We start from the raw sequence: 24,438 nt of genomic DNA, 5'->3' as shown, positions 1-24,438 counted from the left end.
GATCGATTGGTACAGAATTCGACAAGGAGATTCCCATCATGAGCGAGTTGACCGGCAAGACTGCCCTGATCACCGGTTCCACCACCGGCATCGGCCGGGCGACGGCCTACGCCCTGGCCGCGCGCGGTGCCAGCGTGGTGGTGACCGGACGCGACACCCAGCGCGGGGAGGAGGTCGTCCAGAAGATCCAGGCCGACGGCGGCTCGGCCCGCTTCGTCGCCGCCGACCTGACCAACCCGGACGACGTGGCCCGGCTGGCCCGCGAAGCCGGCGAGGTGGACGTGCTGGTGAACAACGCCGGGGTCGGCAGCTTCGGTCCCAGCGCCGACATCACCGGCGAACAGTACGACGCGATGCTCGACGCCAACGTGCGCGCGGTCTACCAGCTGACCACCGCCCTGGCTCCGAAGATGGCCGAGCGCGGCAGCGGCAGCGTGATCAACGTCAGCAGCGGCGCCGCCGTGATCGGGGACGTCAACAACGCGGTCTACGCAGCCACCAAGGCAGCAGTGAGCTCACTGACCCGCGCGTGGGCCGCCGAGTACGGCCCGTCCGGCGTACGCGTCAACGCGGTCGCTCCCGGCCCCGTCCTCACCAGCGCCCCCGAGCAGTATCTCCGGGGCTACATCCCGCTCATCCCGCTGCGCCGTTTCGCCCAGCCGGAAGACGTCGCCCAGGTCATCGCCTTCCTCGCCGGCCCCGGCGCCTCGTTCGTGAGCGGCACCCACATCCCCGTCGACGGCGGCCTCACCGCCGTCGAGCCCCCTAAGCCCGGCTACCTGTAACCAAAACGCACGACATCGACAGCCGTCACGGGCAGGCGCTCCGCACGTGAACGCCTGCCCGTGACGCCCGACCGGCTGGGAGAGGAAGTCGACTTGCCTTTCGTAGAGTCCAATGGCATCACTACCTGTTACGAGGAGTTCGGCGATGCCCACGAGCGCGTGATGCTCCTGATCATGGGTGTGGGTGAGCAGCTCATCGCCTGGCCCGACGGATTCTGCGCACTTCTCGCCGGTCATGGTTTCCGCGTGATCCGGTTCGACAACCGTGACGTCGGACTGTCGACCTGGCTCGACGAGCTCGGCGATGTCGATCTGGCCGGGCTGCTCGCCGGTGACCTGTCCACGGTGCGCTACGGGCTCGAGGCGGCGGAACATGGATCCGACCCCGCCGTGGGCACGCCGGTCACCACCTTCGGCGCCGGCGGCGACTGGGTGGAGTGCCGCGCCTTCAGCGTCGACCTGCTCTGCACCGCCCAGAAGGACGCGGACTCAGGCCGCCGGGCGTACCGCCGCCGAGTACGAGCTGCTCGACCTGGCTGACTACCCGCTGCCGCACCGGGACGAGCCGGTCGGCGCGAAGGCGGGCCCCGGCGGGGTACTCCAAGGACCACACCAGGGGCGTGGGCCGGCGATATGGCCGTGTACGACGGGTACGTGTTGGTCACCCCGGAGCTGCTGTTCGACCAGCTCGAGAGCTGGGCCGGCGCGCTGCGAACCGTACGCGAAACCGCTCGCCCCGGCTGCCTGAGAAACCGCCGGACGTTCGAGCCGCGCCGCCATGGCACTCGCGGCGGGGCCCTCACCGGCACCACGCGCGTCCGCACCGCCGCATCAGGGCGTGCGGTTCGGCGTACCCCCAAACCAGCGCAACCGGAAATCGACGCCTGATCACCGGCCGAGCCGAAGGAAACCCTGATGAGCGACAACATCGACGTGCACGACAATCCCGCCCAGCAGCGCTACGAGATCACGGTCGACGGCGATCTCGCCGGTTTCGCCGTCTACTACCTCGAAGGGGAGCGGATCGTCTTCGTCCACACCGAGGCAGCACTCGCCTACGAAGGACAGGGCCTGGGCAGCCGTCTCGCCCGCCAGACGCTCGACGACGTCCGCGGGCGCGGCCTGCGAGTGGTGCCGGCGTGCCCGTTCTTCCGGCGGTACATCGGGACCCACCCGGAGTACCAGGATCTGACCCGCCACGGCGACAGCCGGCGGGCCGTGCTGGGAGAGCACGATGGGTGACCCGAAACCGAAGTCGTACCCGGGGACCGACATCACGATCACATTCGACGGTGGCCGTTGCCTGCACTTTGCCGAGTGCGTGCGGGGCTTCCCGAGGTGTTCGACGTCAACGCACGGCCCTGGATCACCCCGGACAACGCCGACGCCGCCGCGCTGGCCACTGTCGTCGAACGCTGCCCCAGCGGCGCGTTGCAGTACATCCGCCGCGACGGGATCGAGGATACGCCGCCCGCCCCCACCGTCGTCACCGTCGTGGAGGACGGACCGATTCTGCTGTACGGCAACCTGACGGTGACCGGACCCGGTCGGCAGCCGCATCGGGAGAACCGGATGGCGCTGTGTGCCTGCGGCCGGTCGGCCAAGCGACCGTTCTGCGACAACGCCTGCGAGGCCTGACGTTCCAGCAATCGTCAGCAATGGACATGATCAACGACATCGTCGACACCTTGAGGGCCGCCGGAGCCGCCGGCGGGCGGTTGCTGCGCTCCCGGACCCGTCCGCGATCGACTACCTCACCGCGCCGGATTCCCGGCTACTGCGCCAGGCCGGCGTCGCCTCGGTCGACGAGGCTGCTTTCAGCTGGGTCGACGTCATTCCCGATCGGGAAGGTCTCATCGATGTGCTGACCCAGAGCCCGTTCGGGCCGTACCACAGACGCTCGAGCCCGCCGACCGAGCCGAGGCCGAGTCTCGCGTCACCGACCGCGCCGCCGCCTATCGAGAGCCGGACGGCGGCCACCGCTTCCCGACCACCTGCCGCCTGTTCTGGGGTCGCCGATGAGGCCCCGCCATCTCAGAGGAGCTGTACGTGCCATCGTTCCTGGAAGCCGTGGAATCGAAGAACCAGCTGATCGCCGTCTGGAGCCGGTTGACCGGCGAGCAGGGCGGCATCGTGGACTTGGACGACGGCGTGCACCGGATGTGGGTCGACAGCCCGTTCGGGTTTTGGAACACCGTCACGCTGACCGATGCCGACATCCCGGCCGAGGCGCTCAAGGACCAGCTCGGCCGGGCCGCCGACTTCATGCGCGGCCGCACCAGGGCCGGCTACCTGTGGATCTTCGAGGACCTGCTCACACCGGACGCCCAACGTGAACTCCTTCCCGCCGCCGCCGCGGCCGGACTCGAGCTCGCCTTCTCCGGTCGCGGCATGGCCGGTGACATCGACATCCCCGATGTCACCCACCCCGAACTGGAGATCCGCCGGGTGCAGTCCGAGGACGATCTCATCGCCTACGGTGAGATCAACGCCTACGCCTACGGCATGCCGCCCGGGGCCGGCCGCGTGGCCGTCGCCGGATCCCGGCTGTGGCGCGACGCCTTCGCGTACATCGGCTACCGCGATGGACGTCCGGTCACGTGCGCGGCCACCGTGGCCGGTCCCGACTCGCTCTTCCTCGCCCTGGTGGCAACGCTGCCCGACCAGATGCGCCGAGGATACGGCGAGGCCGTGACCCGCAAGGCCATCCATCAAAGCATCGCACAGACCGGCCATCACCGGGTCGTCCTGCACGCCACCGAGGTCGGCCGCCCCGTGTACGAGCGGATCGGCTGCACGACGAACTCGCCGATCCACTTCTTCCACCTGGCCCAAGCCTGACCGGACAGGACTCAACTACTGCCGACCGGCCTTCCGCGGCTCCCGGTCGAGCACCTCGTCCGGCAGCCGCTCACCCATTTGTCCTCGGGCTTTCCTCGGCGGTGACGTCCCCATGTGATACTCCGGGAATTCATATCCTGGAAGGGGCTGACGTGGCCTGGAGCACCCGAGAACTGGCCGAGCTCGCCGGCACCACGGTGAACACCATCCGGCACTACCATCGGCTCGGCCTGCTTGACGAGCCGGAGCGGCGCTACAACGGCTACAAGGAGTACGGCGTGCCCCATCTTGTCTGTCTGCTCCGCATCCGGCGCCTCGTGGAGCTCGGTGTGCCCCTGTCCGAGATCGGCGTGGCCAGGACGAACGGCGACGTGCCCCCGGAGGTGCTGCGCAAGGTCGACGCCCAGCTCGCCGCCGAGATCGAGCGCCTGCAGAGAGCCCGGGCCGACATCGCCGTCATCCTGCGCGACGGCGCGCCGGCCGACACCCCGGCGGGCTTCGAGTCGATCGCGCCACGGCTGTCCGAGTCCGAGACCTCGCTCATCCACGTCTACACCCGACTCTACGACGACGACGCGATGAAGGACCTGCAGCGCATGGTGGAGACCGACACCGACCCCGTCAACGCAGAGCTGGACGCCCTGCCTCCGGACGCGGACGAGGCGACCCGGCAGGGCATCGCCGAGCGACTCGGACCGATCATCGCCCAGAACCTCATCGACTATCCCTGGCTGAACGATTCGGCCTCGCATGCGTCCAAGAGCGAAGAGGTCACCCGGCAGACGTTCATCGACGCTGTGGTCTCGATCTACAACCCCGCTCAGATCGACGTGCTCACCCGGGCCAGCGTCCTCGCGCAGGAGCAGTTGCGCCGCGCCCGCGCGGACGAGGACGACACCGACCCGGCTTGACCCCCGTACTGGTGTTCAGGCGGGCTTAATATTGGCGTTGTGGTCGAGCACGTTGCCCAGGTCGTATCGTCTTGATCTCGGCCAGCCGGTCGTACGTGGCCGGCCCGTAGGTCGCGCGTACGCGGCCGTCGAGTCCTGTACCGCTTCATAACTCATCGCGTGGTGCTTGGTCTGCGGCTTTGACCTCCAGGCGCTGCGTAAGCAAGATCGCGGTCTATGTCGGTTCGTCTGCTGTATCTGGCCTTGATTCGGGTGTTCGGTTGGCTGGTGCTGCTGGGTCGTGGTCAGACATCCAAGGATGTCGAGATCATGGTGCTCCGGCATGAGGTGGCGGTGTTGAGGCGTCAGGTCGTCCGGCCGAAGCCGGACTGGGCCGATCGGGCGCTCTTGGCGGCATTGGCCCGCTTCCTGCCGACGGTGCTGCGAACTCATCGGCTGGTCACCCCAGGCACCCTCTTGGCCCGGCATCGGCGTTTGATCAAACTCTCGTGGACCTACCCACAGCGCGCCGGCCGTCCTGCGATGAGCAAGGAGGTCCGGGATCTGGTCCTCCGTCTGGCGCGCGAGAACCCCAGGTGGGGGTATCGGCGGGTACATGGTGAACTGGTTCGGCTCGGCGTGCAGGTGAGTGAAGCGACCGTGCGTCGGATCCTGCGTTCGAGCCGACACCGGCCGGCGCCACGAAACTCCGACACCTCTTGGCGGACGTTTCTACGGCGGCAAGCGAAAGGACTGCTCGCCTGCGACTTCTTCCACGTCGACACGATCTTCTTGAAACGTCTGTACGTGTTGTTCGTGATGGAAGTGGAAACACGACGCGTGCACGTCCTGGGTGTCACCGCTCATCCCACCGGCGCCTGGACCGCTCAGCAGGTGAGAAATCTGATCATGGATCTCGGGCACCGGGCCAGGTCATTTCGGTTCCTCATCCGTGACCGGGATACCAGGTTCACTGCCGTCTTCGACAAGGTCTTCACCAGCCTGGGCGTCACGGTGATGAAGACGCCGCCGCGTACGCCCCGAGCCAACTGCTACGCCGAACGCTGGGTCCGAACCGTCCGAGGCGAATGCACCGAACGGATGCTGACTACGACGAACGCCACTTGCGATCAGTTCTGACCGAGTACGTCGGGCACTACAACAACCATCGCCCGCATCAATCCCGTCAACAACGCCCGCCCGATGGGAGTGTCAACTTAACGGCTGATCGCCGCAGCGACCTCGGGCGCCGGCTCCGGCCACGGCACCGGCTGCATCGACATCGCCGTCTCCATCCGTTCCGGCAGCCAGGACGAAGACAACGACGACTGCTGCCACACCGCTCGTGATCAGGACGAACACCATCAGATCATGAACCGGAGCCACCAATCCGAGTTAACCAGCAGAGTCGTACAGGGTGCGTGATGAGCTGGGCGAGGCGTTCGCGGGCGCCGCGCTTCAACCCAGGACTACTACATCCTCGGACAGCATGCCTGGTCCCTCTGGCCACGGTCGGCCAACCACCGGCTCTCGCCGAGCATGCTGAGTATGTCGGTGTGGCGCGGCAGCCCAGTTCGGGATGACTCCCCGGCTCTTCAGCCGGGTGCCCGCCTCGGCGGACCGCGCCAGGCCGCGAACCTGATGCCCGGGGTTCACGAGGGAGCAGTGCTCAGTTCGCCGCCGTCGGCGGCGATGACCGTGCCGTTGATGTAGCTGCTGGCTTCGCTGACCAAAAACAGCACGATCTGCGCGATCTCCTCCGGCTCACCGATCCGGCCTCGCAGATTGGCCCCTCCGAGAGCGTCGAGGCCGTCCCCGAACATCGCCGTGGTACCTGCGGTGCGGATCATGCCGGGCGAAATGCCATTCACCCGGACGCCGTTCGCGCCGAACTCGGTCGCCCAATACCGGGTCAGCACGTCGACGGCCGCCTTGGACGCACCATAGGCCGCGCCGACCGGGGCAGCGAAAGTGGACGCACGGGAGTTGATGTTCACGATGAACCCGCGGCCACGCTCGGCCATGGCCGGCGCCAGCGCCCCGACGAGCAGGAACGGTGCCCGGGTGTTCACCGCGAACTGCCGGTCGAAGCCCGCGACGTCGGTGCCGGGCGTGCCCGCGAGTTCGTAGATACCCGCGTTGTTCACCAGAATGTCGACGTCACCGGCGTCGGCGGCCAGCCGGAGGACGTCGTCGGCGTCGGTCAGGTCAGCGGCTATGAAGCGGGCTTTGCCGCCCTGCCCGTTGATCTCCTCGATCAGCTCGGCCCCCCGCTCGGAGTGCCGCCCGTGCGCGACGACCGTGGCCCCGTGGCCGGCGAGCGCCAGCGCTACGGCACGGCCGATACCTGCCGTCGCGCCCGTCACCAGAGCGGTGGTCCCGTGCAACGTCATGTCGGTGTTCATGGGAGCTGACTCGCTTTCTGTCATCGATGCGCCCGGCAGCTGTCTGGCCTCGGCCAACGTCGGATAGTCGATGTAGCCTTCGTCACCGCCGCCGAACATGGCGGTCTGGTCCACGTCGTTCATCGGCGCGTCCTGACGGAACCGCTCGACGAAGTCCGGATTGGCCAGGGCAAGCCTGCCGATCGGCACGACGTCGGCGAGACCGGAGTCCAGATCGCGCACCAGGTCGTCTCGCGTGCGCCCGTCACGGACCACCAGCAGGGGGCCGGTCCATGCGGTGCGGATCGCGGTGAGCACGTCCTCCCGTCCGAAGTCGTAGATGTGCAGGTAGGCCAAGCCCAGGGAATTGAGGCTACGAGCGAGATGCCGGTACAGCTCGAGGCCGTCAGCGCCCTCGTCGACGTCGCCGTGGGTGTTGTAGGGCGAGAGCCTGATCGCGGTACGGTCCGCGCCGATCTCGTCGGCGACCGCCGACACCAGCTCCAGGACGAACCGCGCCCGGCCGGCCACGGAACCGCCATACGCGTCGGTGCGGATGTTGGAGTTGACGCCCAGGAAGGAGTGGATCAGATAGCCGCCCGCGCCGTGCAGTTCGACTCCGTCCGCGCCCGCTTCGACGGCCTTGCGCGCGGCGTCGCGGAACTCGGCGATCACGCCGGGAATCTCGGCCTCCGCCAGTTCACGAGGGGTCGGCGGCTGCTGCAGCCCGGCAGCGGTGAAGATGGGAGCACCGGGCGCCACAGCCGAGACACCTACCGGCTGGCGATGGTGTGGAGTGTTGTCCGGGTGCGCCAATCGGCCGGCGTGCATGAGCTGGATGAACAGGTGACCGCCGGCTTCGTGGACGGCATCGGCGATCTTGCGCCAGCCCACGACGTGATCTTCGGTGAAGATTCCCGGCGTGAGGGGATAGCCCTGACCGTCCTCGGAGGGTTGAGTGCCTTCGCTGATGACCAATCCGAGGCTGGCGCGCTGGGCGTAGTACCGGGCCGCGGAGGGTCCGGGGGTGCCGTCGGGTAGCGCGCGGCTACGCGTCATCGGTGAAAGCGCGAAACGGTGCCGGAGAGTGAGCCGGCCTAGGGTGATCGGTTCCCAGACGCGGTTTGACATGGGTGTGCTCCCCAATGGTCGCAGTCGTTTGGTGGTGTGTTCAGGCCAGGAAGTCGTTCAGTGTGGCCACGAACCAATCCGGAGCTTCTTCCGCGATGAAGTGCCCGGTCGGCGCGGACACCACGGTGAGGTTCTTGATGTGCTGCGCCAGAACGTCGGGCCCCACCGGTTCGTGAGCTCCCGCGCGCATGACCAGTACGGGCACCGCCACGGATTGCTGCTCGAGCAGGCGCCGGGTGTCCACGCCATCGCCCAGCATGGTGCGGTAGCGCTCGAAGCCGCCGCGCAGCCGGTCACGTCCCCGGTAAGCATCGGCGTAGGTATCGAGATCGGCCTGGTCAAACGTGCCGGCATTGCTCATGGCAGTGAACGTGGCGGTGAAGAACTCCAGCTCATGGCCGTCGAACAGCATCTCCGGCAGGTGCGGGGCCATGAAGAACCCGAAATGCCACATGCCGCCCTCGGCGACGTTCATGGCCTCTTCCAATCCGAGCCCTGGCAGCAAGGGGTCGAGCAGCACCACAGCCGAGAGGTCACCCGGATGCGCCAGCGCCCAGGGGAAGGCGACCGTTGCCCCGATGTCGTGCCCGGCCGCGACGGCCGGACCCGTGAGATTCAGGGCCGTGAGCAGACCACGCATGTCTTCGACTTGGTCGAGCTTGCGGTAGCCGTCCTCGGCAAGGTCGCTGTCACCGACTCCCCGCAGGTCCGGCGCCACCACGGTGAAGCGCTCGGCCAGGGCTGGCATGACGTGTCGCCAGATGCGTGAAGTCTGGGGCCATCCGTGCATCAGCACCAGCGGCGGGCCGTCGCCGCCGACAGAGACCGCCAGGCGAGTGCCGTTGGTGTCCACGAGACGCGTCCGGAACCCGGCCGGCAACCAAGAGTGATCGAGCGGAACCGGGCAATCAGTGTTCATAGCAGATAGTCTGTCATATAGACGATATGATCGCCAACTCATCTCCTTTGCATGCCATCTGGGCGACCACCTATCATCGAGTGATGACGCCCAGAGCATCCGCGCGCAAGCCCCCGGCCGATGACCCCGAAACCGGACCGATCGGCCTGGACAGCGACCTGGGGTGGGCGATCCGCATGGTGTCCGGCGCGTTCCGCAGGACCGCCACCAGCTCCGTCGCCGCTCTGCCCGGCGGCCCCCGGGGCTACCTGGTACTGATGGCAGTCGTGTCGGGACCACCCCGCTCCCAACTCGCTCTCGCTCAGCAGGTGGCGCTGAACAAGACTGTGATGACGTACCTGCTCGACGACCTGGAGGCCGCCGGCTTGCTCACCCGTCAGCCAGACCCAGTCGACCGCCGAGCGCGTCGAGTGCTCATCACGGAAAAGGGCACCCAGGCTCTGAGCGTGGCCCGCGAGCGCCTGGGTGCGGCGGAGGCGCAACTGCTGGCCGATCTGGATCCCGCCGAGCAACAGCAGTTGCGGATGCTGCTGGAGCGGGTGGCGCAAACCGCCCACCGAGAAGAAATCGACCCCGAAGAATGCGGACAATGAGGCGGCCAAGGTGCGCCGGCGTGATCGCTGCGGGACGGACAAGCCGGAACCGTGGTGCTCGCGTTCGTCGAGCCGTAAAGATATTTCGCCGCCGGCGATTGCGAGACGCTCGATGACAGTGATCCGGCCAGTCTGCTGAGGCCCCGAGGAACGGAAAGGCTGACGATCAGCGTGCCGGGCGTACCCGAACTCGACTGCCCGGGCTCCTCTGGCTTGGCGTTCAAGCGGATGCAGCAGGAACGTGTGTCGCATGCCTACCATCCGGGCGCGGCGGTGCGATTGATCTGCTGGTTCCCGCCGGACACCGAGAAGGTCGTCGTGGCCTTGTTTGCCAGAGACAAGGCCAACTTGGGCGATCTGTTCTACGACAGCGTGGCCGCACGCGCGGATGGGCTGATCGACCAGTGGAAACGGGAGACCTGTGGGTGCCAAGAATTCAGCCGCCCTATGCGACATGCGCGTATTCGTCGATCAGCCCGCCGAGGCGGTCACGTCGGATGACCTTGGTATCGCCCCCGACCGGGTAGGGAAGGGCCGCAGCGGAGCGGCCTGGCCCGGGGAGCGGTGGGGGCGATGCTCATTGAAGTGGGTCTCGTAGGCGGCCGGCACGCGCAGCTCACAGCACGAAACTGTGTTTTCGAGCGGGACGGGCTGGCTCGTCCGTCGCCCCTCCTCCGTATAATACTTATTTCAGGTAGAATTTATGGTGAATGGGGCGGTCGTGAAGTTCCTCGCCAGCACGCTGTTGTCGAACGATCCGGCGTTGTCGCTATCCGGGGAGAGCGAGCACGACCGGTTACGCGCTACGGTCGAGCTCGCCGTGTGGGCCGAGCGGGTCGGCTACGACGGCTTCGGCGTGGGGGAGCGGCACAACCCTGCGTTCCTGTCCCCGTCCCCGGCGGTGCTGCTGTCGCACATCGCCGCGCGGACGTCGACCATCCGGCTGTTCACCACGGTGGCCGTGTTGTCGCTCAACGACCCGGTGCGGGTGGCCGAGGACTACGCCATGCTCGATCACCTCAGCGACGGCCGTCTGGAGCTGATCATCGGAAAGGGCAACGACGCGCCGTCGCTGAAGCTGTTCGGGGCGCGCGAGGAGGAGCAGTGGGACCGGCTCGCCGAGGCGTACGAGCTGCTGCGGCGGCTGTGGCGTGAGGAGCGGGTCACCTGGTCAGGACGGTTCCGCCCGCCTCTCGACGAGGTGACGACCCAGCCGCGCCCCTTCCAGCGGCCCACCCCCCTCGTGTGGCACGGCTCGGCCTCCAGCCGGCGCTCCACCGAGCTGGCCGCCGCCTTCGGTGACCCGCTGTACTCTGCCAACGGCTTCAAGCCCGCCGCGCACTACCTGGCACTGGTCCGGCACTATCGGGAGCGGCTGGCGCACCACGGCCACGACCCCGCGGCGATCCCCCTTGGGCTGGGCGCCCACTCGCCAGTGATCGCCACCCGCTCCCAGGACGCCTACGAGCTGGCCCGCCCGGCGTTCGAACGCTTTCGCCGGCAACCGGTCGCCGCGAGCAACGGCTTCCCCTACGACAGCCTGGAGGACTTCGTCGCCCGCGGCTCGGCGCTGATCGGCAGCCCCGCGCAGATCACCGACAAGCTGCTCGCCCTGCACGCCGACTTCGGCAACGACCTGTTCGGCGTCGGCTTCGAGGGCTTCTTCTTCACCGACGCCGCCACCACGCGGGGCCACCTGGAGCGCTTCTTCGCCGAGGTGGTGCCGGTCATTCGCGCCGAGCTGCGCTGACCTGCGGGCTCAGGCCCGCCACGGCGAGCCGGAACAGCCGCTCCGCCCGGGCGGCGGGATCGGGATGGTGCTCGGTCGCGAGGACGATGCCGACGATCAACGCGATCAGATCGGCGACGGTGACGCCTTCCGCCACCACGCCATCTCGCACGGCGCGGCGCAGCAGCGGATCGCCCGCCTTCTCCATCATCGCCGAGCAGGTGTTCTCATGCACCGAGCCGTGCTCGGCCCCCTCGTAGGACAGCGCCGCCGCCAGCTCTCGCGCCGCGACGCAGTAGGCGACGACGTCACCGAGCCAGCTCAGAAGCGCCACGCGGCTGTCGCCCTCGCCCGCCAGCTCGTTCGCGCGGGCGCACAGGGACTCGATCCGCTGGTGAGAGACCGCCTCCAGCAGCGCGCGGCGGGTGGGGAAGTGGCGGCGCACGGTGGCCGAGCCCACTCCCGCCACGCGGGCGATCTGCTCCAGGGAGGCTCCGGCGCCGTGGGTGGCGACCTCCTCCTCGGCCACGGCGAGGATGAGGGCGTAGTTGCGCCGGGCGTCCGCGCGCTGGCGGTCGGGCATGGCGTCATCTCCAGTGTTGCTAAGTGGCGGGGCCCGCCGTATCGTATCGCACAGAAAACGGCGGGCCCCGCCGTTTATTGCCCTAGGGAGCATCATGCCCGCACCATCCGCGCCCGTCCTGGTCATCGGCGCCACCGGCAGACAGGGCGGGGCCACCGCCCGCGCCCTGCGCGCGGCCAGCATCCCCGTCCGCGCCCTGGTCCGCGACCCGGCCAAGGACCGGGCCAGAGCCGTCGAAGCGCTCGGCGCCGAACTCGTCATCGGCGACCTCCACGACCGCGAATCGGTGATCCGGGCCGCCAAGGACGCCCGCGCCGTCTTCTCCGTGCAGATGGCCCCCCTGATCGCCGGCGGCTTCGACTTCGACGATGAGGTGGCCCAGGCCGTCAACCTCATCGAAGGCGCGAAGGCCGCGGGAGTGCCGCAGTTCGTGCACACGTCCACCAGCGGCGCCGGCCGCCACACCGAGACCCCTGGCCGGGAGGTGGTGGCGGCCCCGCTGAACGCCAAGGCCGCGATCGAGGAGCGTGTCCGTACGGCCGGCTTTCCCCACTGGACGATCCTCAAGCCGGCCTTCTTCATGGACAACTTCCTGCCATCTATGGCGTTCCTGTTCCCGCGCGGCGTCGCGGGCGGCCTGGTGAGCGTGATAAAGCCGCGGACTCGCCTGTCCCTCGTCGCTACCGACGACATCGGCAGGGCGGCCGCCGCGGCCATCGCCACGCCGGAGCGCTTCGACGGGGTCGAACTGGAGCTGGCGAGCGACTATCTGCCGATGACGGAGATCGCCACAGTCCTCTCCCGCGCGCTGGGCACGCCCCTGGCCGCGCCGGACATGACCGAGGAGCAGGCACTCGCCGCCGGCATGCCGGCGATGGGCAGCTCCCACGAGTGGCTGAACGTGGCCGGCCAGCCGGCCCGGCCCCAGTACGCCAGGGACCTCGGCCTTCGGCTGACCAGCTTCGAGGAATGGGCGTGGCAGCACCTGCGGCCCGCGGCATGACCCACTGAGCGACAGTCAAGTGCCCGCCCGGTCCGGGCTCTCGCCACCGCATGACACTGGTCCTGTCACGGCTCCTCACGGTCGGCGGCGCCTACCGCGCCGCCGTCATCGACGGCGGCCAGGCGAGGATGCGAAGCGCCTCGGCGATCTCATGGGGTTCGGCCACCCGGCCGGGTGGCCGAGCACTGGCGGGGTCATGTCCGCATGACGGACGCGAGGAGCGCCAGCTTGTCGGCGCTGTCGGTGCCGGGGTCAGGGTGGAGGACGACGAGCGTCTGGCCTGTCGTGCCGCTGACGCCCAGTCTTTCCCGGTTCAGCGACAGGCCACCGACCTGGGGGTGGTCGATGTGCTTGGGTGTGCCTTCGCACGTGTTCACGTCGTGGCGGGCCCAGAGCCTGCTGAAGTGAGGGCTGGCGAGGGAGAGCTCGCCGACGAGTTCGATGAATCGGGGGTCGTCCGTGTCGGTGCCGACGGATTTGCGGAAGCCGGCGACCATGCCCTGCGCGGCGTCCTCCCAGTCCGGGTAGAGGGCCTGCTCGGCGGGGTCGAGGAACACGTCCCGCAGGCGGTTGCCTCCCGTCACGAGTTGCGGTGACAGAGCGGTCGCCAGCGCGTTGGCGGCGAGGACGTCGAAGTAGCGGCCCTCCACGTACGCGGGGAGCGGGAGCGTGACGACGAGCTTGGCGACGCCCGGAGGGACGGTCTCCTTCCGGGGGCGCCGTCGTCGCCGCCGGGGTTTTCCCGCCCCGAGGCGTAGCAGGTAGGCCGTCGCGTCGTCGTCGAGTTGCAGCACGCAGGCGAGGGACTCGAGGACCTGCGCCGAGGGGTTGCGGTCGCGGCCCTGCTCCAGGCGCAGGTAGTAGTCGGCGCTGATGCCGGCGAGCATCGCGACCTCCTCCCGGCGCAGGCCCGGCACGCGCCGTACGCCAACGGAGGGGATGCCGGCCTGTTCAGGAGTGACGAGCTCCCGGCGGGCGCGTACGTAATCGCCCAGAAGGTTGGATTCGTCGCTCATGTTCCCACGGTAATTCACGCACCTTCGTGTGTGCCTGGTCCCCTCACCCCCAGGATCGCGGGGGCTCTGGCTCCGTCAGCGGGTGAGCGGAAACCTCACTTCCGGCACGAACACGCGGCGAAACCGGCCGGTGGTCTTCCGCGACCAAGGAGCTACACCATGTCGACATATTTACTGGTACACGGGGCCTGGCACAGCGGGGAATGCTGGGAGCGGGTGGTCCCGTTGCTGGCATCGGCCGGGCATCGGGTGGTCGCGCCGTCGCTGACCGGCTACGGCGACAAGGCGCATCTGCTCGGCCCCGATGTGGGCCTGGACACGCACGTCGACGACATCGTCAGGCTGATCACTGAGGAGAACCTCACCGACGTGATCCTGGTGGGCCACAGCTACGCCGGGCTGGTCATCTCCGCCGCTGCCAACCGGGTCCCGGATGGGATCGCCCATCTGGTCTATCTCGACGCGATGGTCCCCGAGGACGGCGAGAGCGCGGTAGACGTGCATCCCATGACCCAGGCCCTCATCGACCGCGCCGCGGAGTCCGAGATCGGCTGGCGGATCCCGCCGATGCCCGAGCTGCCGCCGCCCCTGGGCCTGTTCGGGGTCACCGAACCGGCGGACGCGGCGTGGCTGCGGGCGATGTTGTCGGATCAGCCGGTGCTCTGCCTCGTCCAACCGGTCCGGTTGGACAACCCAGCTGTGCGCACGATTCCGCGGACGCACATTCACTGCGTCGCCGGCGTACCGGAGGGCATCGAGCGGCGGCCCGTCCCAGCGATACAGCCCAACGGCAGCCCGGCACAGGTGTGGGAACTGCAGACGGGACACGACTGCATGATCACCATGCCGGCCGAGCTTACCGAACTGCTGCTCAAGCTCGGCTGACTCGGGGGTCCGCTGGAACGGGATCCGGCGTTGCCGAGGTTTCGCTGATCGGCGAGCCGCCGCTCTCCCTTTGCCGAACGCGACTCGCGCCGGATTCCGTTCGAATTCACTCACCGGAGGCAGGCGCGGTAGCCGGCGAGGGAACGCTGTGCCGGTAGCGGGCAGTGATCGCCGGCCCTCGGCGACGGACCCGGATCGTGGCCATGAGTCAGGTGTCGACGGGTTGTCCTGCGGCGCGGACGCGGTAGGTGTCCTCGATGGTGGCGCCGCTGTGCAGGCCCCAGCTGATGATCCGTGCCGGGCGCAGCAGGATCAGCGGCCGGTCGCCGTCGATCGCCTCGGCGTTTCCGCGGATCTCCACACCGCGCGGCCGCCACGGCGGCAGCACGTCGTCGATGACCAGCGCGGCGCGGCCGTCGCGCGCGATGTCGCGGAACTTCTTGGAGCGGGCGAGGTTGCGCCCGCCGATCTCGATGAGCGTGCCGGTCTCGTCGAGGGACCAGCCGACGGGTACGACGTGCGGCATGCCGTCGGAGCCGACGGTGGCCAGGCGCCCCAGCAGCCGCTCGCCGCGCAGGTAGGCCAGCTCGCGTTCGCTGAAGATGCTCATGCCGTCACCGTCCGCAGGACGCGCACGGCGTACGGTGAGACCGCGACCCCGAGGACCGCCACGCCTCCCGCCAGCCAGAACAGGGCGGTGAAGGCCGAGTCGGGCACGGCCACGGCGCGCCCGCCGCTGCCGGAGGCGATCACGGCGGCGGCGAGCTGGCTGCCGACGACGCCGCCGACGGTGCGGGCGATGTTGTTGAGCCCGTTCGCGGTGCCGGTCCTGGCCGGTGGCACGAGGTCGGCGATCAGCTTGGGCAGCGCTCCCATGACGAGCCCGGACCCCGCGCCGACCATTCCGTAGAACACCAGGTGATGCCAGTACGCGGCATGCGCGATGGCGATCAGCGCCGATCCCGCGGCCATCGCCAGGAACCCGATCGCCAGCGGCCAGCGGGAGCTGAACGCCTCCGAGATCCGGCCGACCGCCATGCCTGCCGGGATGATGGCCAACATGCCGGGCAGCATCAGCAGGCCGGCGACCGTGACCGAGGCGCCGAAGCCGGCGCCGTCCGGGCCGGGCCGCTGCTGGGCGAACAGCGGGATCGCGACGTAGAAGAAGTACGATCCCGCGCCGAACAGCAGCGCGGCCAGGTGCGTGGCCAGCATCGGCCGGTCGGTCAGCTCTGCGACGTCGATGAGCGCGTCACTCCTGCGCCGCTCCAGGACCAGCAGCGCGGCCGCGAGCATTACCCCGAGCGCGAACAGGCCGAGCACCGGCGCCGAGGACCACCCCCACGAGGGGCCCTGGGTGAGTGCGAGCAGCACCGCGACCAGGCTGAGGCCGAGCAGCAGCGAGCCCGGCACGTCCAGCCCGCCGGAGGCGGCGCGCTCGCCGCGAGGTACCCATCGCGCGACCATGCCCAGGCTGATCAGCGCCAGCAGGGCGCCGAGGACGAACAGGTAGCGCCAAGACAGCCGGTCAGCGAGTAGCCCGCCGACCACCAGCCCGGCTCCGGCCCCCGCGCCGACGATGCCGGACACCAGGCCCATCGCGGACGCCAGCCGTTGTCTGGGCAGCGCCTCACGCAGGATCGCCATCGACAGCGGCACCACCGCCAGCGCCGCGCCTTGCACGATGCGGGCGGCGATGAGCTGGGCGATGTCCTGGGCGAGCGCGGCGCCGGCCATGCCTGCGGCGTACGCGGCGAGCACGCCGACCATCACGCGGCGCTTGCCGTACAGGTCGCCGAGCCGTCCGAGCAGCGGGGTGAGCACCGCGCTGGACAGCAGGAACGCGCTGAGGATCCAGGCCGACCAGGCCGGTGTGGTGCGCAGTTCGCGGGTGAGCAGGCCGAGTGCGGGAACCACGACCGTTTGCATCAGGGAGTAGCCGAAGACCGTCGTGACGAGCGCCGTCACGATCTGCCGGGGGGATGCCGGCATGGTCGCACCTCCAGACTTAATTAGCACTACGAACATTTCGTAGTGCTAACAACATAGTTTGGAGCACGAACTGTTCGCAACTACACTCGGTGTCAGGAGGTGCGGATGGAGAGCGTGACAGACGCCGGGGCGCGGCCCGGGCCGGGCTTCGCCGCGGCGCTGGTGCGGATGTCGCACCTGGTGCAGCACGTCTTCGCCGACGTCAGCCGAGAGCACGACGTCACCCCACAGCAGGCCCAGCTGCTGTGCGTGCTGACGAGCGGCGACGGGGTCGGGATGACGGACCTCAGCAGGCTCCTGCACCTGGAGAAGCCGAGCCTCACCGGGCTGGTGGACCGGGCGGAGCGGCGCGGCCTGGTCCGCCGCGTGCGCGACGACGCCGACCGGCGCGCGTGCCGGGTCGAGCTGACATCCGAGGGTGAGGATCTAGCCGTGCGGGTGCACGGGGAGATCGTCAACAGGCTGGAGGCGCTGGCCGCGGACCTGCCGGGGGAGGACAGGCTGCGGGTCGCCGACACCTTGACCATCCTGCTCGCGCAGACCTGCTAGAGAGCGCTGCTGATATCACTGCCGCGCAAGGTCCTGCGCCGGCTATGGCTCCTCGTTCGCCCGGACACCGTTTTGCGCTGGCGCCGCGATCTGTGACCGTGCTCGGCATCACGGTCCGTGCCCTCCACCGTGTGGGAGATCCTCAAGCAGGAAGGCGCTGGTCAGGCACCTGAGCGGACGTCCAGCAACTGGCCTGACTTCCTGCGCCCGAAAGCTGGGGTGCTGCTGGCCTGCGACTTCATCGAGACCGTCACCCTCACGGGGCAGCGCCCGTACATCCTGGCTGGCATCGAGTACGCACCCGGCGCGTCCGGATGCTGGGCACCACCGCCCATCCGACCGCGGTCTGGACCATCCAGGCGATGAAGAGCCTCGCGATGGCCCCTGGAAGAGGTCGGCTGCCAGGCCCGCTATCTGATCCGCGACGGGGATGGGAAGGTCCCCGCCCTCATGGATGAGATCCTGGCTGAGGCCGGCATCCGGACCGTGCTCACCGGGATCCGGATAGCGCGCATGAACGCGGTCATGGAGCGGTGGGTACAGTCGTGCCGTCGCGAGCTGCTCGACCGCTGCCTGGTATGGGACGAACGCCACCTGCGTCACGCCCTGTACGAGTACGAACACTTCTACAACCGGCATTGCGCCCATCAAGCCCTGGATCAAGCGGCCCCGCTATGCGCCGTCCCTGGCCCGATCGCGGATCCGACGCGAATCGCTGAGCTGAACATATGCAGAAGGGGCCGACTCGGCGGAGTCCTCCACGAGTACTCATATGCCGCTTGAACTGCATGGATGTAGTTTTGGGCAGGCGCACTGTCGGCGGTGATCGAGGCGGACGAGGCGCTGGAGTGGCGTCCGCGGTCGCGTCCGCTGCGGTTGGCGGTCAACCTGGAGCCATGCGTGATGTGCCTGGGGGCGGCGATGGCTCTGGGGACGCGGGAGGTGTTACGCGTTGGAGTCGACCGGTGGCGGCGGCGCAGAGCCTGGTGAGTCGTCCTGCTGCACGCCGCCGGCGGCAGCGCCCGCGACTGGGACGGCCCGCTGGCCGGGCTCGGCCGGCCAGCGCTGGCCCTCGACCTGCCGGGCCACGGTCGCTCCAGCCGCCACACCGCCGTCTACGCGCCCCGCAAACTGGTGCTGCCCATCGCCGAGGCGATCAGATCGTTCGCCCCGAAGGCCAAGGCGGTGGCCGGGACCGGGCTCGGCGCGCTCGCCGCCGCCGCGCTGGCCGCCCGGCACCCGCACCTCGTCCCCGCCCTCATTCTCATCGGAACCCTCCCCGGGCATCCCGCTCCCTCGGACGACGCCGAGTACCTCTGGCAAGGGCTCGCCCGGCTCGCCGCCGGGGGAGCACCTGTCACCGTCGTCCGCGGCAGCCTGAGCGACGCTGCCGTGGCCGAGCTGAGCGAGCGCGTGCCGTCCGCCCGGCTCGTCGCCTCGGAGGGACACAGCCCCGCTCCCGACGGACCACCACCCACCGCGGCCGGGCTCACGCCCGCCCGGCTCGCCGACCTCCTGCTGACCGGTACGACCACGAGGAGCAGCTCATGACCGCCCAGATCCCCCTCATCGACCTCGAACTCGCCCTCAGCGACGACGCCCCGCCCGAACTGCTCGACGCCGCCCGCGAGGCGGCCGAGCAGATCGGGATCATCCAGGTGACCAACCACGGAGTGCCCGACGAGCTCATCGACGGCTTCCACGACTCCATCGGCCGCGTTCTGGCCTTGCCCCGCGAGGACAAGGCCGAGCTGGCCAGCCCCACCGGCCACCCTTACCGCGGCTGGCGGCAGTGGCCGGACGACTTCGGCCGCCTGGAGCTGGAACGCTTCATCATCGGCCAGTTCGGCAGCGTCGAGGAGGCGAAAGCGGCCGGGCTCGGCGACGAGCACGCGCAGCTCTACGCCCACCCCAACGTCTGGCCCCCGAAGGAGCCGGGCCTGAAGGACCTGGCCGCGCGCTACCACGACGCCTCGGTCGGCGTGGCCGAGAAGGTGCTCACCCTGTACGCGCGCCTGCTCGGCGTCCCCGCCGGCACCTTCCCCACCTCCGGACGCCCCTACTACACCAGCTTCGTCGTCAACGACTACCCGACCTGGACCTATGATGACGGCGGCGACACCGACCAGGACAAGCTGCTCCTGCTGGAGCACGCCGACGGCTCCGCGCTCACGGTGCTGCACCAGCGCGGCGACTACGCCGGGTTGCAGGGCCGCGGCCCCGACGGCGAGTGGATTCCGGTCCCCATCGTGCCCGGCGCCCTGCAGGTGTTCTCCGGTCACATCCTCACCAAGTGGACGAACGGCCGCCTGTCCGCGGGTACGCACCGGGTGGTCGCGGGTGGTTCGGTCACCAGGCGTTCGACCGGCGTGTTCTGGCATCCCAGCCTGGACACCGTGATCGAGCCGCTGGCCCCGTTCGTCGGCCCCGAGGGCTCCGACTACGAGCCCGTGCTGCTGTGGGACCAGGCCAAGCGGCAGGTCGAGGAGTATCTGGAGGTGTTCGGCCGGCCGGACCAGGTCGCGGCGTGGAGCGAGGGCCGCCCGTATGTGGCCGAGCTGGCGGAGACCTGACATGCCCGAGGACTTTCGCTGGGAGCCGAGCGAGCGCTGGGTGCGCGGTCTGCGCGACGGCGTCGTCGTCGTGGACAGCCGCGCCCCCGTGCTCGTGTGGGAGCCGGGCCGGCCGGTGCCCGGGTACGCCTTCCCCGCTCGTGACGTGCGTACCGACCTGCTGCGCGACGCCGGGGAGCCGCCGGGCGTCCGCTACGACCTCGCGGTCGGGGACGCGCTCGTACGCGACGCCGCCTGGCGCTATCCGGAGCTTCCCGACCACATCGCGTTCGCGTGGTTCCGGCATCCGGACGTGGTGCTCGACCACTGGTACGAGGAGGAAGAGGAGATCTTCGTGCACCCACGCGACCCGTACAAGCGGGTGGACCCGATCCCCAGCGCCCGGCATGTCGTCGTCGAGATCGGCGGGCAGGTGGTCGCGGACACCCGTCACGCGGTGCTGCTGTTCGAGACAGGCCTGCCGACCCGCTACTACATCCCGCCGGGTGACGTGCGGTTCGACCTGCTGGAGCCGACCGAGACGCACACCCGGTGCCCGTACAAGGGGGTGGCCTCCTACTGGTCGCTCAAGGGCGGCGGCGCGCCGGCGGACGTCGCCTGGGCCTACCCCGACCCCATCCCCGCCGCCGCGCCGATCAAGGGGCATGTGGCCTTTTACAACGAGGCAGTGGACATCGTCGTCGACGGCGTCGCGCAGGAACGTCCCGTCACCTTCTTCAGCGCAGGACTGACGAGCCGCCCTGCGGATCTCCCATGAGGAGGAAGTCATGACCGATCTGGATCTCATCGCAGACGTCCTGGTGGCCGGCGGCGGGCCGGCCGGCGCCTGGGCCGCCGTCAAGGCAGCCGAGTCGGGCGCCGACGTCGTCCTGGTCGACAAGGGCTACCTGGGCACGAGCGGTGCTACTGCTGCCGCCGGCACCGGAGTCTGGTACGTCGATCCCGACCCGGCGCGCCGCTCGGGGGTGCGCGTGCTCGACCACAGCCCTGTCACCGAACTGCTGGTGGACGCGGACGGCGCGGGCGCGGGCGCGGCCGGTCACCGCAGGCAGCACGGCCACTCCTACCGGGTGCGCGCGGGCGCGGTGGTGCTGGCCACCGGCGGCTGCGCCTTCCTCAGCAAGGCGCTCGGCTGCGACGTCAACACCGGCGACGGCGCCCTGTTCGCCGCGGAGACCGGGGCCGAACTGTCCGGCATGGAGTTCTCCAACGCCTACGCCATCGCCCCCGAGTTCACCTCCGTGACCAAGACCGCCTTCTACTCCTACGCCACCTTCTACCATGCCGACGGAAGTGTCCTGGAGGGCGCGGGCAGCACGCGCGGCCGGTCGGTGATCGCGCGGGCGCTGCTGTCCGAGCGCGTCTTCTGCCGCCTCGACCAGGCGGGGGAGGGGATCAGGCAGGCGATGCGGCTGGCTCAGCCCAACTTCTTCCTGCCCTTCGACCGGCAGGGGATCGACCCGTTCACCGAGCTTTTCCCCGTCACGCTCCTGGCGGAGGGGACCGTACGCGGGACCGGCGGGATCCGCCTGACCGGCTACGACTGCGCCACCTCCGTCCCGGGCCTGTACGCGGCCGGCGACACGGCCACCAGGGAGCCGATCTGCGGGGGCTTCACCGGCGGCGGCAGCCACAACGCGGCGTGGGCGATGTCGTCCGGCACCTGGGCGGGGCAGGCCGCGGCCCGTCACGCCCGTGCTCTGGGCGCCCGGGCGGCCACGCGGGCCGTGCGCGGGGCGGGCGGCGCCGGATTGCGGCCGACCGGCGGCGACCGGGCCGGGCATCGCGAGATCATCGATGCGGTCCAGGCCGAGGTGCTGCCGTACGAGAAGAACTACCTGCGCCACGGCGATCGGCTCGCGCCCGCGCTGGCCTCGCTCGACGAGACCTGGAAACGGGCCAGGCACGGCCTGCGCGCCGACGGCCCCGACGTCGTGCGCGCCCGCTCGGCCGCCGCGATGGCGGCCCACGCCCGGTGGATGTACGCCAGTGCGCTGGCCAGAACCGAGAGCCGCGGCATGCACAAGCGTGCCGACCACCCCGGCTCCGACCCCGCCCAGCACCACCGGCTGATCTCCGGCGGGCTCGACGAGGTCTGGGTGCTGCCGGAGACCGGGTGGCCGCTGGCGGTGGCGTCGTGATCGAGATCGTGCTGCGCGACCGGTGTATCGCCTGCGACAAATGCGTCGAGGCCTGTCCGACGGACGTGTTCGTACGCGGGGACGACGGGGTGCCGCTGATCGCGCGGCAGGGCGATTGCCAGACGTGCTTCATGTGCGAGGCGTACTGCCCGGTGGACGCCCTCTACGTGGCCCCGGCCGCGCACCCGCTCCCGGAGCCGCCCGATGTGACGGAACTGGCCGAGCGTGGGCTGCTGGGCGGATACCGCCGGCAGATCGGCTGGGGACACGGGCGCACCCCGGGCGCCCGGCGGGCGATCGGGCCGGTGCTGCCCTCGACGTCGCAGGTGATCATCTCGTGATGGGGAAGCGCCGGTCGTGCTCGTCACCGGAGCCGCCTCCGGGTTCGGGCCGCCGTGCCCGCCCTGCGCGTCCGGGCCATCGTGGCGACCCGGCCATCGTGCCGAAGTGGGAGATCACTCCGAATCCGGCTTGCGGGCCAGCTCATAGGCGAAACTGGTCCCCGGACGAATCCTGATCGCGCCGGCAACGCTCACGCGCCGAGCTCGATCACGATCTTGCCGCGCGCGTGGCCGCTCTCCACCGTGCGCAACGCCTGGGGTGCCTGCGCAAGGGGGAAGGTCTGGGTGACGAACGGCCGTAGCATCCCCTCCACGGCCAGGTGCGCAACCGCGTCGAGCACCGTCCGGTCACGGACCCGCTGGACCGGTGAGCCGCCGAGCCGCGCGACCGTCTCCCGGTCGGCCGCGGTGATCAGCTTCGACCGATCCGCCAGTACGCCGGCCACCTCCTCCAGCGCGCTGCCGCCGACCAGGTCGTAGATCGCGTCGACGCCTTCCGGTGCGGCGTCCCGGATCCGGTCTGCGACACCCGGTCCCAGCTCGACGTGGACCGCGCCGAGCGCCTCGACGAAGTCCTTCTTGCCGGCGCTGGCAGTGCCGATCACCCTCACACCGGTGTGCCGCGCGATCTGTGCCGCCGCCACCCCGACCCCGCCCCCGACGCCGGTGATCAACAGGGTGGCGCCGGGTGGGAGCGCCAGCTGATGTACGCCGTCGAACGCCGTCGCCGCCGCGATGGGGAGTGTCGCCGCGTCCGCGAACGACAGGCCGTCGGGCTTACGCGCGGTCAGCCCGACCGGAAGCAGCGCGTACTCCGCGTAGCCGCCGCTGACGGGGTTGCCGAAGACCGCGTCACCGACCGCGAACTCCTCGACGCCGTCCCCGACCTGCTCGACCACCCCGGAGACCTCGCCCCCGAACACGGCTGGGAAGTCGGCGGCCGGGGCGCCCGGCGGACGGTAGCCCGTCCGCCTCTTCCAGTCGACGGGATTGACCCCGGCCGCCCGCACCGTGACCAGGACCTGTCCGGCACCGGGGACCGGCCGCTCGACCTCGGCGAACGCCTCCACTTCCGGGCCGCCGTACTGGGTGAACACATATGCCTTGGGCATCGGACCTCCTACCGCTTGTGCGCCTAGAATATCCAATTAAACAGGTAGGGTTTACAGAAATATAGTGGTCGATGCGCTTCGTGCAGGAGGAAACGGGCGCAGCGGGATGCGGCGGGGCTGCGCGCCGGCAGCCTCAGGTTCAGGCGCGGGTCGGCGCCGTGCCACGCTTCCGGTGTGGAAGCACCCGGGCGCTTCTTCGGCGGCCACGGCATCACCAATTTCATGGAGGGGCAAAGATGCTTCCCACCTCGCACCAGCTGGTCAACCTGGCGATCGGGGTGGCCGAGGAAGGTCTGGCTGCGGGCGAACTGCCCATCGGCGCAGTCGTGGCCATGGGTGGAGAGATCATCGGACGGGCGTACACGCAGGAACGGACACTTGGCCGGCGGCTGGTCCACGCCGACCTGCTGGCGATGATCGATGCCGATCAACGGCTGGGCCGGCGAAAACGTACCGACCCACTGATTCTCGCCGTAACCCTGGAGCCATGCCTGATGTGCCTCGGAGCCGCCATGACGCTGGGGGTGACGCAGATCTGGAACGGCCTCGAATCCCCGAGCGACGGCGCAGCCGACGCCGCGGCCCAGTGGCAGCCGCAACGGCCCGGAGAGGAGTTCGCCCGGGTCCCGGACGTCGATGGCGGCATCCTCCGGCAACAGTGTCGCGAACAGTTCAAACGCTATGCAGAAGTAGCGAAGAGCCCAGGGATGCGGCGGTGGGCGTCCGAGCTCGCGAGTCCGCCTGATCAGCACGGATAGTCAACCGCCGAGCGAACGGCATCAGCGTTCGCACCCTGGCCGGCGATGCCGACCATCTCGGCCGGCATCAACGCGCCAGACCGGACCACCTGACTCGATGACGGTCCAGATGGAGCCGGCTAGCCCCGTTTTCCGCACGTGAGCGATCTTCAGCGAAGGTCTCGTGGATCGATGTCGAGGAGGTCTAGGAGATTGAGCTGGAGATCGGTGGGC

Annotated in this window: 29 protein-coding genes; 21 read left to right on the top strand and 8 right to left on the bottom strand. The window is 69.6% G+C overall.

Annotated features, from left to right (window positions below; genetic code table 11):
• Positions 1–38 precede the first annotated feature (38 nt).
• The 8 genes from ABZS69_RS64200 (at position 39) to ABZS69_RS64165 (ending at position 5,656) form a co-directional block, all read left to right on the top strand.
• Positions 39–785: an SDR family oxidoreductase gene (locus tag ABZS69_RS64200; RefSeq protein WP_355394054.1), complete on the top strand. Its 747-nt coding sequence runs from the start codon at positions 39–41 to the stop codon at positions 783–785.
• Positions 786–845: 60 nt separating this feature from the next.
• The gene (locus tag ABZS69_RS64195; RefSeq protein WP_355394050.1) at positions 846–1,325 is read left to right on the top strand and encodes a hypothetical protein; all 480 of its coding nucleotides are present in this window, start codon (positions 846–848) and stop codon (positions 1,323–1,325) included.
• A gap of 93 nt (positions 1,326–1,418) precedes the next feature.
• Positions 1,419–1,673, top strand: a complete 255-nt coding sequence (locus ABZS69_RS64190) for a hypothetical protein (RefSeq protein WP_355394047.1) — start codon at positions 1,419–1,421, stop codon at positions 1,671–1,673.
• Between the two features lie 27 nt (positions 1,674–1,700).
• Positions 1,701–2,027: a GNAT family N-acetyltransferase gene (locus ABZS69_RS64185; RefSeq protein WP_355394044.1), complete on the top strand. Its 327-nt coding sequence runs from the start codon at positions 1,701–1,703 to the stop codon at positions 2,025–2,027.
• A 96-nt stretch (positions 2,028–2,123) separates the two neighbouring features.
• The gene (locus ABZS69_RS64180; protein ID WP_355394041.1) at positions 2,124–2,423 is read left to right on the top strand and encodes a (4Fe-4S)-binding protein; all 300 of its coding nucleotides are present in this window, start codon (positions 2,124–2,126) and stop codon (positions 2,421–2,423) included.
• Positions 2,424–2,834: 411 nt separating this feature from the next.
• Positions 2,835–3,626 (top strand): GNAT family N-acetyltransferase, encoded by a 792-nt coding sequence (locus ABZS69_RS64175; RefSeq protein ID WP_355394038.1) that lies wholly within the window; start codon positions 2,835–2,837, stop codon positions 3,624–3,626.
• 152 nt (positions 3,627–3,778) lie between these two features.
• Complete coding sequence (locus tag ABZS69_RS64170) at positions 3,779–4,537, top strand: MerR family transcriptional regulator (RefSeq protein ID WP_355394035.1); 759 nt, start codon at positions 3,779–3,781, stop codon at positions 4,535–4,537.
• Between the two features lie 216 nt (positions 4,538–4,753).
• The gene (locus ABZS69_RS64165) at positions 4,754–5,656 is read left to right on the top strand and encodes a helix-turn-helix domain-containing protein (protein WP_355394032.1); all 903 of its coding nucleotides are present in this window, start codon (positions 4,754–4,756) and stop codon (positions 5,654–5,656) included.
• A gap of 512 nt (positions 5,657–6,168) precedes the next feature.
• On the opposite strand, the gene ABZS69_RS64160 is transcribed toward ABZS69_RS64165, so the two are convergent.
• Together ABZS69_RS64160 and ABZS69_RS64155 are read right to left on the bottom strand one after the other, a co-directional pair.
• A complete protein-coding gene (locus ABZS69_RS64160; protein WP_355394030.1) occupies positions 6,169–8,031 on the bottom strand; it encodes an SDR family oxidoreductase in 1,863 nt (620 codons plus the stop codon).
• A gap of 40 nt (positions 8,032–8,071) precedes the next feature.
• Positions 8,072–8,884: an alpha/beta hydrolase gene (locus tag ABZS69_RS64155; protein WP_355394027.1), complete on the bottom strand. Its 813-nt coding sequence runs from the start codon at positions 8,882–8,884 to the stop codon at positions 8,072–8,074.
• 149 nt (positions 8,885–9,033) lie between these two features.
• Here ABZS69_RS64155 and ABZS69_RS64150 point away from each other — a divergent pair, with 149 nt between their 5' ends.
• The 3 genes from ABZS69_RS64150 to ABZS69_RS64140 all read left to right on the top strand — a co-directional run bounded on the left by ABZS69_RS64150 (position 9,034) and on the right by ABZS69_RS64140 (position 11,293).
• On the top strand, positions 9,034–9,543 hold the full coding sequence (locus tag ABZS69_RS64150; protein WP_355394024.1) for a MarR family transcriptional regulator: 510 nt from the start codon (positions 9,034–9,036) through the stop codon (positions 9,541–9,543).
• A 171-nt stretch (positions 9,544–9,714) separates the two neighbouring features.
• Positions 9,715–10,044, top strand: a complete 330-nt coding sequence (locus ABZS69_RS64145) for a hypothetical protein (protein ID WP_355394021.1) — start codon at positions 9,715–9,717, stop codon at positions 10,042–10,044.
• 220 nt (positions 10,045–10,264) lie between these two features.
• Entirely contained in the window at positions 10,265–11,293 is a 1,029-nt protein-coding gene (locus tag ABZS69_RS64140) for an LLM class flavin-dependent oxidoreductase (protein WP_355394018.1), read from the top strand.
• Here the strand turns inward: ABZS69_RS64140 and ABZS69_RS64135 are convergent.
• Entirely contained in the window at positions 11,271–11,855 is a 585-nt protein-coding gene (locus tag ABZS69_RS64135; protein ID WP_355394015.1) for a helix-turn-helix domain-containing protein, read from the bottom strand. The genes ABZS69_RS64140 and ABZS69_RS64135 overlap by 23 nt on opposite strands.
• 94 nt (positions 11,856–11,949) lie before the next feature.
• Here ABZS69_RS64135 and ABZS69_RS64130 point away from each other — a divergent pair, with 94 nt between their 5' ends.
• Positions 11,950–12,858 carry an NmrA family NAD(P)-binding protein gene (locus tag ABZS69_RS64130; protein ID WP_355394012.1) on the top strand — a complete coding sequence of 303 codons (909 nt, stop codon included), beginning with the start codon at positions 11,950–11,952 and terminating at the stop codon, positions 12,856–12,858.
• Positions 12,859–13,052: 194 nt separating this feature from the next.
• On the opposite strand, the gene ABZS69_RS64125 is transcribed toward ABZS69_RS64130, so the two are convergent.
• Complete coding sequence (locus ABZS69_RS64125; RefSeq protein ID WP_355394009.1) at positions 13,053–13,874, bottom strand: helix-turn-helix transcriptional regulator; 822 nt, start codon at positions 13,872–13,874, stop codon at positions 13,053–13,055.
• A 159-nt stretch (positions 13,875–14,033) separates the two neighbouring features.
• Here ABZS69_RS64125 and ABZS69_RS64120 point away from each other — a divergent pair, with 159 nt between their 5' ends.
• Positions 14,034–14,759: an alpha/beta hydrolase family protein gene (locus ABZS69_RS64120; RefSeq protein ID WP_355394006.1), complete on the top strand. Its 726-nt coding sequence runs from the start codon at positions 14,034–14,036 to the stop codon at positions 14,757–14,759.
• A gap of 208 nt (positions 14,760–14,967) precedes the next feature.
• On the opposite strand, the gene ABZS69_RS64115 is transcribed toward ABZS69_RS64120, so the two are convergent.
• Entirely contained in the window at positions 14,968–15,369 is a 402-nt protein-coding gene (locus tag ABZS69_RS64115) for a PPOX class F420-dependent oxidoreductase (protein ID WP_355394003.1), read from the bottom strand.
• Positions 15,366–16,751, bottom strand: a complete 1,386-nt coding sequence (locus ABZS69_RS64110) for an MFS transporter (protein ID WP_355394000.1) — start codon at positions 16,749–16,751, stop codon at positions 15,366–15,368. Before ABZS69_RS64110 ends, ABZS69_RS64115 begins: the two co-directional genes overlap by 4 nt.
• 105 nt (positions 16,752–16,856) lie before the next feature.
• On the opposite strand from ABZS69_RS64110, the gene ABZS69_RS64105 reads away from it, so the two are divergent.
• Together ABZS69_RS64105 and ABZS69_RS64100 are read left to right on the top strand one after the other, a co-directional pair.
• Complete coding sequence (locus ABZS69_RS64105; RefSeq protein ID WP_355393997.1) at positions 16,857–17,300, top strand: MarR family winged helix-turn-helix transcriptional regulator; 444 nt, start codon at positions 16,857–16,859, stop codon at positions 17,298–17,300.
• 450 nt (positions 17,301–17,750) lie between these two features.
• Positions 17,751–18,083, top strand: a complete 333-nt coding sequence (locus tag ABZS69_RS64100) for an integrase core domain-containing protein (protein WP_355393994.1) — start codon at positions 17,751–17,753, stop codon at positions 18,081–18,083.
• Positions 18,084–18,245: 162 nt separating this feature from the next.
• Here the strand turns inward: ABZS69_RS64100 and ABZS69_RS64095 are convergent, their stop codons facing one another.
• A complete protein-coding gene (locus ABZS69_RS64095) occupies positions 18,246–18,389 on the bottom strand; it encodes a hypothetical protein (protein WP_355393991.1) in 144 nt (47 codons plus the stop codon).
• Between ABZS69_RS64095 and ABZS69_RS64090 the strand changes: the two genes are divergently transcribed.
• Genes ABZS69_RS64090 through ABZS69_RS64070 form a run of 5 tightly spaced genes read left to right on the top strand, consistent with a single transcriptional unit; the run spans position 18,342 to position 22,355 of the window.
• Positions 18,342–18,851, top strand: coding sequence for an alpha/beta fold hydrolase (locus ABZS69_RS64090; RefSeq protein WP_355394081.1), 510 nt, complete (start codon positions 18,342–18,344; stop codon positions 18,849–18,851). The genes ABZS69_RS64095 and ABZS69_RS64090 overlap by 48 nt on opposite strands.
• On the top strand, positions 18,848–19,873 hold the full coding sequence (locus ABZS69_RS64085; RefSeq protein WP_355393988.1) for a 2-oxoglutarate and iron-dependent oxygenase domain-containing protein: 1,026 nt from the start codon (positions 18,848–18,850) through the stop codon (positions 19,871–19,873). Before ABZS69_RS64090 ends, ABZS69_RS64085 begins: the two co-directional genes overlap by 4 nt.
• A gap of 1 nt (position 19,874) precedes the next feature.
• Complete coding sequence (locus ABZS69_RS64080) at positions 19,875–20,630, top strand: DUF427 domain-containing protein (RefSeq protein WP_355393984.1); 756 nt, start codon at positions 19,875–19,877, stop codon at positions 20,628–20,630.
• Positions 20,631–20,640: 10 nt separating this feature from the next.
• Positions 20,641–22,014, top strand: a complete 1,374-nt coding sequence (locus tag ABZS69_RS64075; protein WP_355393981.1) for an FAD-binding protein — start codon at positions 20,641–20,643, stop codon at positions 22,012–22,014.
• Positions 22,011–22,355 (top strand): ferredoxin family protein, encoded by a 345-nt coding sequence (locus ABZS69_RS64070; RefSeq protein ID WP_355393979.1) that lies wholly within the window; start codon positions 22,011–22,013, stop codon positions 22,353–22,355. Before ABZS69_RS64075 ends, ABZS69_RS64070 begins: the two co-directional genes overlap by 4 nt.
• A gap of 191 nt (positions 22,356–22,546) precedes the next feature.
• Here the strand turns inward: ABZS69_RS64070 and ABZS69_RS64065 are convergent, their stop codons facing one another.
• Positions 22,547–23,467 carry an NADP-dependent oxidoreductase gene (locus ABZS69_RS64065; protein ID WP_355393976.1) on the bottom strand — a complete coding sequence of 307 codons (921 nt, stop codon included), beginning with the start codon at positions 23,465–23,467 and terminating at the stop codon, positions 22,547–22,549.
• 236 nt (positions 23,468–23,703) lie between these two features.
• Between ABZS69_RS64065 and ABZS69_RS64060 the strand changes: the two genes are divergently transcribed.
• Positions 23,704–24,225, top strand: coding sequence for a nucleoside deaminase (locus tag ABZS69_RS64060; RefSeq protein WP_355393973.1), 522 nt, complete (start codon positions 23,704–23,706; stop codon positions 24,223–24,225).
• The last annotated feature ends 213 nt before the right edge of the window (positions 24,226–24,438 follow it).

Source organism: Nonomuraea sp. NPDC005650, from assembly GCF_040605375.1.
Lineage (GTDB): Bacteria > Actinomycetota > Actinomycetes > Streptosporangiales > Streptosporangiaceae > Nonomuraea.
The sequence above is the reverse complement of the archived record's forward strand: the minus strand, read 5'-3'. Positions and strand labels throughout refer to the sequence as shown.